Origin of the sequence: Coprococcus sp. RTP21428st1_C9_RTP21428_210409 (genome assembly GCF_040227395.1) — a bacterium.
Lineage (GTDB): Bacteria > Bacillota > Clostridia > Lachnospirales > Lachnospiraceae > Coprococcus > Coprococcus aceti.
Genome location: NZ_JBEHVV010000054.1, coordinates 12,271 through 20,095, shown reverse-complemented (window position 1 = coordinate 20,095; position 7,825 = coordinate 12,271). Strand labels below are relative to the sequence as shown.

The 7,825-nt window shown below is 44.3% G+C and carries 6 protein-coding genes and 1 pseudogene; all 7 read right to left on the bottom strand.

From position 1 onward, the window contains the following. Nucleotides 1-476 (bottom strand): annotated as a pseudogene (locus ABUA34_RS10410) (phospho-sugar mutase); the annotation flags it as partial. 153 nt (nt 477-629) lie between these two features. Further along, entirely contained in the window at nt 630-1,622 is a 993-nt protein-coding gene (locus ABUA34_RS10405) for a YutH/CotS family kinase-like spore coat protein (RefSeq protein WP_242859106.1), read from the bottom strand. A 177-nt stretch (nt 1,623-1,799) separates the two neighbouring features. Then, nucleotides 1,800-3,131, bottom strand: coding sequence for a CCA tRNA nucleotidyltransferase (locus tag ABUA34_RS10400; RefSeq protein WP_022217370.1), 1,332 nt, complete (start codon nt 3,129-3,131; stop codon nt 1,800-1,802). A gap of 91 nt (nt 3,132-3,222) precedes the next feature. Beyond that, a complete protein-coding gene (proS, locus tag ABUA34_RS10395) occupies nt 3,223-4,656 on the bottom strand; it encodes a proline--tRNA ligase (protein ID WP_022217371.1) in 1,434 nt (477 codons plus the stop codon). Between the two features lie 143 nt (nt 4,657-4,799). Next, on the bottom strand, nt 4,800-5,501 hold the full coding sequence (locus ABUA34_RS10390; RefSeq protein ID WP_022217372.1) for an RluA family pseudouridine synthase: 702 nt from the start codon (nt 5,499-5,501) through the stop codon (nt 4,800-4,802). A 211-nt stretch (nt 5,502-5,712) separates the two neighbouring features. Then, nucleotides 5,713-6,402, bottom strand: coding sequence for a response regulator transcription factor (locus ABUA34_RS10385; RefSeq protein ID WP_022217373.1), 690 nt, complete (start codon nt 6,400-6,402; stop codon nt 5,713-5,715). Further along, nucleotides 6,395-7,825: sensor histidine kinase (locus tag ABUA34_RS10380; RefSeq protein ID WP_349823261.1), on the bottom strand; the 1,431-nt coding region annotated here is incomplete at its 5' end. The genes ABUA34_RS10385 and ABUA34_RS10380, both read right to left, overlap by 8 nt.

The following is a 7,825-nucleotide window of genomic DNA, read 5'->3' as shown; positions in this document are numbered from 1 at the left end:
TATACCTTATATCCATTGTACTCTGGTGGGTTGTGTGATGCTGTTACATTGATACCAGCTACACAGTCCAGATATCTCACTGCAAATGAAAGCTCAGGTGTCGGTCTAAGTGACTCGAATCTGTAAGCCTTTATGCCATTTGCTGCCAGGCAGAGAGCTGCCTCCATAGAGAACTCAGGTGACATTCTTCTTGAATCATAAGCTATTGCCACACCTTTGTCCTGCTTGCCCGCCTTGATGATGTAGTTTGCAAGTCCCTGTGTAGCCTTGCGCACTACATATATGTTCATTCTGTTAGTACCAGCTCCGATGATGCCTCGAAGTCCAGCTGTTCCAAATACAAGATCACAATAGAATCTTTCTTCTATCTCTTTCTCGTCGTCCTTGATTGCTAAGAGCTCATCCTTGGTTTCCTGACCAAACAAAGGATTGTTCACCCACTGCTCATACACGTCCTTGTAATTATAATCGCTCATCATTTTGCCTCCTGTGAAATCTATTGCTTTATGTTACCCATAGAGCATCCTACAAATGGAAAACACACACACGAAAAAACCATCTGTAAAATACATCACAATTCAGTATCACGTGTCTAACTCAATTATTATCCACGCCCCAACATTATACTCTTAATTTGTCAGCTTGTGAAGTCCATAGGTATCGTTAATTTCACTCAAAATTTTGAGCTTTTCTTGGTCATCTTCGATAACTTTTTGGAGTTTTTCCATCAAAACCGGGGATATGTAGCTCTTTCTGGTGTTCATATACCGGTTACTTATCTTCCAGAACTTCTCCGGGAAACTGTACATAAGATATATGAATTCATAATCCTCATGTTCAAGATAATTGATCTGACTGTACGCACTCAGAATGTCCTTCGCCATGGCGATATCATACCTGTTCTTCTCCATGGCTTTGCGGAGAAACTGGTACAGATCCATGAGCTGGTATCCCACATGGAACCGGTCAAAATTTATGGTTGCTATGTATCCATCACAGAACATCACGCTGTGATAATTATACGAGCCGTGACAATAGCCAAGCCATTTGTCGTTGTATGTGAAATTATCCTGAAACAGCGACAGGCACTTCTCTGCCTGGCTGTAAAAATAATCAAATGTCTTTATGTACATCATCTCAAAGTCATTCTTCAGGGTTCTCCTGCTGACAAAATTTCTTATCCTGCGAAGCTCATTTACCTTTCTGTCCAGATTTCCCGGAGTTTTTTTTGTGTATGACGTATTCTCCTCCATGTACAGTTCCCTTCCGGCTCTGTGAAACCACGCCAGATTTATAACCGCTTTCTCAAGATCCCTTATACTTGATGCATTACACTCCCGCCCTTGGAAATATTCCCTGCACACAAATGGATTTCCATACCTGTCGCAGGTCACCAGCTCGTCTTCTCTGTTGGCCACGACCCGGTCTATATTACAGAAGCCCTTTTCATATATCTTATCCTTGAATTCCTTCTCCTGCTGAAGCCTCTCGTCAGTTCCATTCAGTGATGACACCTGTCTGACCCCCTTGTCCGTCATCAGGATCACAGCACCTCTGCCTCTGCCCGTTCCCTGTACTTCCATATCGTATGCTTCATACACTTCACCCATTTTTTCAGCCAAATAAAAACCCCCTCCTACAACTGTCGCTCACTTTATAGCAATAATAACCTGCTAAATTATTGTATGAGGGGCTGTTAAGATTCATTCTTAAGTTATTATATTTTACCGGATTTTTTTACGACTGTTATCGCATCATCCAATAATTCTTTTTTATATGATATGGGAAATACATACTCCTTACATCATTTTGACCTGTTCAATAAGATATTCCCTGTCGTTCTTCTCCGGGTCTTCTATAACCATATCCAGCAGTTTCTGAAGTATCTCGCCCATCTGAGGTCCCGGCTTTATTCCCAGCTTTATGAGATCTCCGCCATTTACCTTGAGGTCCTTGATCCTGACGCAGTCAGCATCTGCCACGATCTCTTCATATTTCTTCTCAAGCTCCGCAAGCTGGCTCTGTCTCTCCTCCAGCTTGTAATCGCTCTGGGCAGCCATATCGGCTTTCTTGATCTCGATTATATATGGGAAGAAATCCTTTCCAACCTCTCCGAGAAGCTTCCTGATGGTATTCTTCTTCGGAACGCAGCCCATGCCAAAGTCATGCCATCTCACCAGCTTGCACACGTCCTTGATGGTATTGTTGTCAAACTTCAGTCTTCTGAGAACCGCCTCCGCCAGTGGAACTCCCGCGATCTGGTGGTCGTAAAAGTGATCTGTTCCATTCTCGTCCACAGTGTGTGTGGATGGCTTGCCTATATCGTGGAGAAGTGCCGCCCATCTCATGGTTACATCAGCCCTTATATTCTTAACCGCCTCAATGGAGTGTACACCCACATTGTATCTGTGATACTGGTTGTTCTGTGGCTGCTCCATCATCTTGTCAAATTCAGGAAGGATATATGCAGTGATCCCTGTAACATAGGCCTCGAGCAGCTTGTCCGGGTGATCTGATACAAGGAGCTTTGTGAGCTCCACCCTGATCCTCTCCGCACTTATATCCTTAAGGTATTGTGCCTGGATGATCATAGCCTTTCTGGTATCTCTCTCTATGTCAAATCCAAGCTGTCCCGCAAATCTTATGGCTCTGAGTATCCTAAGTGCATCCTCATCGAATCTGTCCCTTGCCACACCGACAGCTCTTATAACCTTGTCATTAAGATCCTGCACACCGCCAAACATATCTATTATGCCCTTGCTGTGGCTGTACGCCATGGCATTTATGGTGAAGTCTCTTCTCTTCAGATCCTCCTCAAGGCTGGCTGTGAACTCCACCTGATCCGGTCTCCTGTGATCACTGTACTCTCCATCTATCCTGTACGTCGTGACCTCATAGCCTTCCTTGCCCATCATGACTGTTACGGTTCCATGCTCTATTCCTGTATCTACGGTTCGCCTGAATATCTCCTTGACCTGCTCAGGTCTGGCAGATGTGGTGATATCCCAGTCCCCCGGCTCTCTTCCGAGTATGCTGTCTCTCACGCAGCCGCCGACTATATAGGCCTCATAGCCTGCTGCCTCAAGACCCTCTATTACTTTATTTGCTCCCTCTGGAATGTCTATTCTCATATATCTTCTCTCCGCATCTTTATATCTGTAAAATAATAACTTCTCCAGCAAGATGCTGAAGAAGTTATTATACATGATCATTATCTATATTCTAGTATGCACGTCCGAAGTATACCATCTTCTTTGCCGGCTTTCCGCAGTGTACACATACATCTGAAAGATGCTCCTGTGCAAATGGCATACATCTTGTGGATGCTCCTGTCTCATCCTTGATAGCCTCCTCACAAGCTGTCTCGCCACACCACATAGCCTTTACAAAGCCCTGCTCGTTGTCGATGATATTCTTGAACTCATCCCAGTTAAGCGCTGCATGTGTATGTGAATCTCTGTGAGCCTTTGCTCTCTCGAACATATCCTTCTGGATAGTCTCAAGAAGCTCTCCAACCTTTGTATCTATCTCATCAAGTGATACTGTGATCTTCTCTCTTGTGTCACGGCGTACCAGAACTGCCTGATTGGCCTCGATATCCTTTGGTCCGATCTCAACTCTGATAGGAATACCTCTCATCTCCTGCTCTGAGAACTTCCAGCCTGGGCTCTTGTCGCTGTCATCGACCTTTACTCTGAATGCTCCAAGCTTCTCACGGAGCTCTGCTGCCTTCTCAAGCACTCCTGCTTTCTTCTGCATGATAGGAATGATCATGACCTGAGTTGGAGCAACCTTTGGAGGAAGTACAAGACCTGAATTGTCTCCGTGAACCATGATGATGGCTCCGATAAGTCTTGTTGTCATACCCCATGATGTCTGATGAACATACTTGAGCTTGTTGTCCTTGTCTGTAAACTGTATTCCAAATGCCTTGGCAAATCCGTCTCCGAAGTTATGGCTTGTTCCTGACTGGAGCGCCTTGCCATCGTGCATAAGTGCCTCTATTGTGTATGTTGCCTCTGCTCCTGCGAACTTCTCCTTCTCTGTCTTCTGTCCACGGATAACAGGCATAGCCAGTACATCCTCACAGAAGTCTGCATACAGATTCAGCATCTGTATTGTTCTTGCCTCAGCCTCCTCAGCTGTGGCATGAGCTGTGTGACCCTCCTGCCACAGGAATTCTCTTGAACGAAGGAAAGGTCTTGTCTCCTTCTCCCAACGCATTACTGAACACCACTGATTATATACCCTTGGCAGATCACGATATGACTGGATATCATTCTTGTAGAAATCGCAGAACAAAGTCTCTGATGTTGGTCTTACACACATACGCTCTGTGAGTGGATTGAGTCCGCCATAAGTAACCCATGCTACCTCAGGTGCAAATCCCTCAACGTGATCCTTCTCCTTCTCAAGAAGGCTCTCTGGAATAAGCATAGGCATGTACACATTCTCCACACCTGTAGCCTTGAATCTCTCATCAAGCTGCTTCTGTATAAGCTCCCAGATTGCATATCCTGCGGGCTTGATAGCCATACATCCCTTCACGTTGGTATATGCGATAAGTCCTGCCTTGAGGACAACGTCAGTATACCACTGTGCAAAATCTTCATCCATGGAAGTAATAGCTTCAACCATCTTCTTATCGTTTGCCATCTTATTTATCTCCTTAATTCTAAAACATTCTATATCTGCTGCATAGCTGAACTACCTAATGCATACACTCTTTAATCTACAAAATTTCAGGACGTATGTCAACACGAAACATGCCAACATCCGCCCTGTAAATACCATTTTAACTAAAACTCATCCAGATCCAGAATGGCAAATGCTCCGCCCTCCGGCTCATGCTTGAACACCATGTGTTCCCCTGTTGTCGGATGGTCAAATTCCAATCTGGACGCGTGAAGTCCTATCTCTTTATATTTCTTCTTCGTCTTCTGGAACTTAGGGTTGTACTTCGTGTCACCCCATATTCCGCACTTTCTCTTCGCAAACTGAGCCCTGATCTGATGATGTCTTCCAGTTATGAGTTCAACAAGTATATATGACAGAACTCCCTCGTCCGTATCCATGACATCCAGCACCTCATATTCCAGCTCGGAATACTTTGCTCCAGGTGTGTCCTTGTCCACGACCTTTGTCACATTGTCCTTAGTATCGTGAAGAAGATAATCCTTCAAAACTCCCTGGTCATTTGGAAGCTCACCAGTGAGGATCGCCTGATAATACTTCATCATAGAACCATCCTCGCTCTGCTTTGAGAGATTTGCAGCCGCCTCAGGAGTCTTGGCAAATACCATAACTCCGCCTACAGGCCTGTCCAGTCTGTGTATAGGCACAAGATATGGTTCCTCTTTTCTGTTCTCCTTCTCGTATATCCTGAGCTTGAGCATACTCACCATGCTCTCTGAATTGGTCTTGTCCGGCTGAGTTGGCACACCACATGGCTTTACAGCCACGATTATATCATTATCCTCATGTAAAATGTTTAATTTCATTTGTTTTCTCCTCATTCGCCGTCTGGGGCTTATTATAATTGTGATAAGAAAGCCTTACGATTACTTCGCCACTTCGTGGCTCTCGTAATCGCACATTCATTCGCATTCCTGCCTATCGGCATACATGCTCATGAATATCTGCCCATCCGATGAACATGCAGCGTTTCATGCAAGCATGAACGCTGCATGTTCGCCGTCTGGGGCTTTCTTATCACATCCTAAACCTGTAGCCCACGCCCCATACAGTCTCTATGTACTGTGGATTCGATGTGTCAAATTCAATCTTCTCTCTGATCTTCTTGATATGAACAGTAACCGTGGCTATATCTCCTATGCTGTCCATATTCCATATCTTGCTGAACAGCTCATCCTTGGAAAATACCTTGTTTGGGTTGCTGGCAAGGAAGCACAGTATATCGAACTCCTTATTCGTAAATACCTTCTCCTCGTTATCAACATACACTCTTCTGTCCGTCTTGTCTATCTTAAGACCTCTGATCTCGATGACGTCATTCTTGAGTGCCGTTGAACCAACAAGTCTCTCGTATCTGGATATGTGCGCCTTGACTCTTGCCACCAGCTCACTTGGACTGAATGGCTTTGTGACATAGTCGTCAACTCCCAGACCAAGACCTCTGATCTTGTCTATATCATTCTTCTTGGCTGTTACCATGATGATCGGAATATCCTTCTTCTCCCTTATCTGTCGGCATATCTCAAATCCATCCACCTCAGGGAGCATGAGATCCAGAAGGATAAGACTGTATTCCTCATCCAATGCCTTCTCAAGACCCTTAAGTCCATTTGTCTCTATCTCTACCTCGAAATCATTGAGCTCCAGATAATCTCTCTCAAGCTCTGCAATACTAAGCTCATCTTCTATGATCAATATCTTACTCATCTGTATCTCTCCTTTTCTTTAGTGAATTTATGATCTGCAATGATCCTTTTCTCTGATCATCTTTTTTCTGTGTATTCTTTTTTACATTTGCCTGCTGTTCACCGCTGGCGTCAGAAGTATCACCCTCGATCTCCTCAACCTTTGGAATATACTTCTTCAGGGTAAATACTATCGTTGTTCCGACACCAAGCTGGCTTGTGGCATATATGTTGCCGCCGTGCTCCTCAACGATCTTCTTGCATATAGCAAGTCCAAGACCACTTCCGCCTCTTGACTGTCTTGCGCTGTCAGCTCTATACATTCTGTCAAATATATGAGGCAGGCTCTCTGAATCTATTCCACGGCCATTGTCGCTTATGGATACCTTAACCTCCGCGTCATTGTCATATATGTTGATATCTATCTGTCCATATTCCTTATCGGTATACTTGATAGCATTTGTAATTATGTTGTTGATGACCCTCTTGAGCTGGTCAGGATCAACTATGACCTTCACATCGTCATCACAATAGTTCTTGTATGTGAGCGTCATGTTCTTGGAAAGGAGCGTCGTATATACCTCCTCCATACAGTCATCAAAATAATCCTTCACCGATACCCTGTGGAACTCATATGGTATGGCATTGTTGTTGATATTCGTATACAGTGAAAGCTCATTGATGAGGCTGTCCATCTCATTTGCCTTGCTGTATATCATCTTCAGATATCTCTCCTGCTTCTCAGGGGTATCTGCAACTCCATCCATGATTCCCTCCACATAACCCTTGATGGTCGTGATAGGAGTACGGAGATCGTGTGATATATTGCTTATGAGTTGCCTGTTCTCTTCCTCATATCTCATCTTCGCCTTGGTAAAGTCTGACAGTTTCTGTCTCATATCCTCAAATGACTCACAGAGCTCACCAACCTCATCGACTCTGTTATCGCCAAAGTCTATCTTCTCGTCAAGGTTGCCTGAGCCCATACGCTCTGCTGCCTCCTTGAGCTTGACAAGAGGATTCACAAACTGCTGGTATACAAGGAATGCCACGACACCGCTCAGGAGCATCATCATTAGAACCATCAGTATGGAATAACCCATGATGGTTCCCCTGAACTTCGCCATATAATTACCATAATATGTGAGCATGTAAATATCTACCTGACTTCCATCCAGCACATATGATACCTGGTTGCACAGATAGAATGACGGCTGGGTTATGAGATATTCCTGAACCTTTATATCACTGTTATTTCCGGTATCAATCGAATCACCATCTATCGCATTGATATTCGAACTGTTATCATTTCTCTTTAACTGCTCCTTCAGGCTCTCAGAAAAAGGATCAACGGAACTATATATGTACTCTCCATCCTTCTTCACTGCTATATGAGTATTTAATACCGAGCTCTTTTCATCCAGGGCATCTGCATTATCCTGGGT

Coding starts and splice junctions, on each gene's coding strand:
- ABUA34_RS10400 (WP_022217370.1), bottom strand. CDS start 3,131: ATGAGAATAGACATTCCAGAGGGAGCAAATAAAGTAATAGAGGGTCTT.
- proS (WP_022217371.1), bottom strand. CDS start 4,656: ATGGCAAACGATAAGAAGATGGTTGAAGCTATTACTTCCATGGATGAA.
- ABUA34_RS10390 (WP_022217372.1), bottom strand. CDS start 5,501: ATGAAATTAAACATTTTACATGAGGATAATGATATAATCGTGGCTGTA.
- ABUA34_RS10385 (WP_022217373.1), bottom strand. CDS start 6,402: ATGAGTAAGATATTGATCATAGAAGATGAGCTTAGTATTGCAGAGCTT.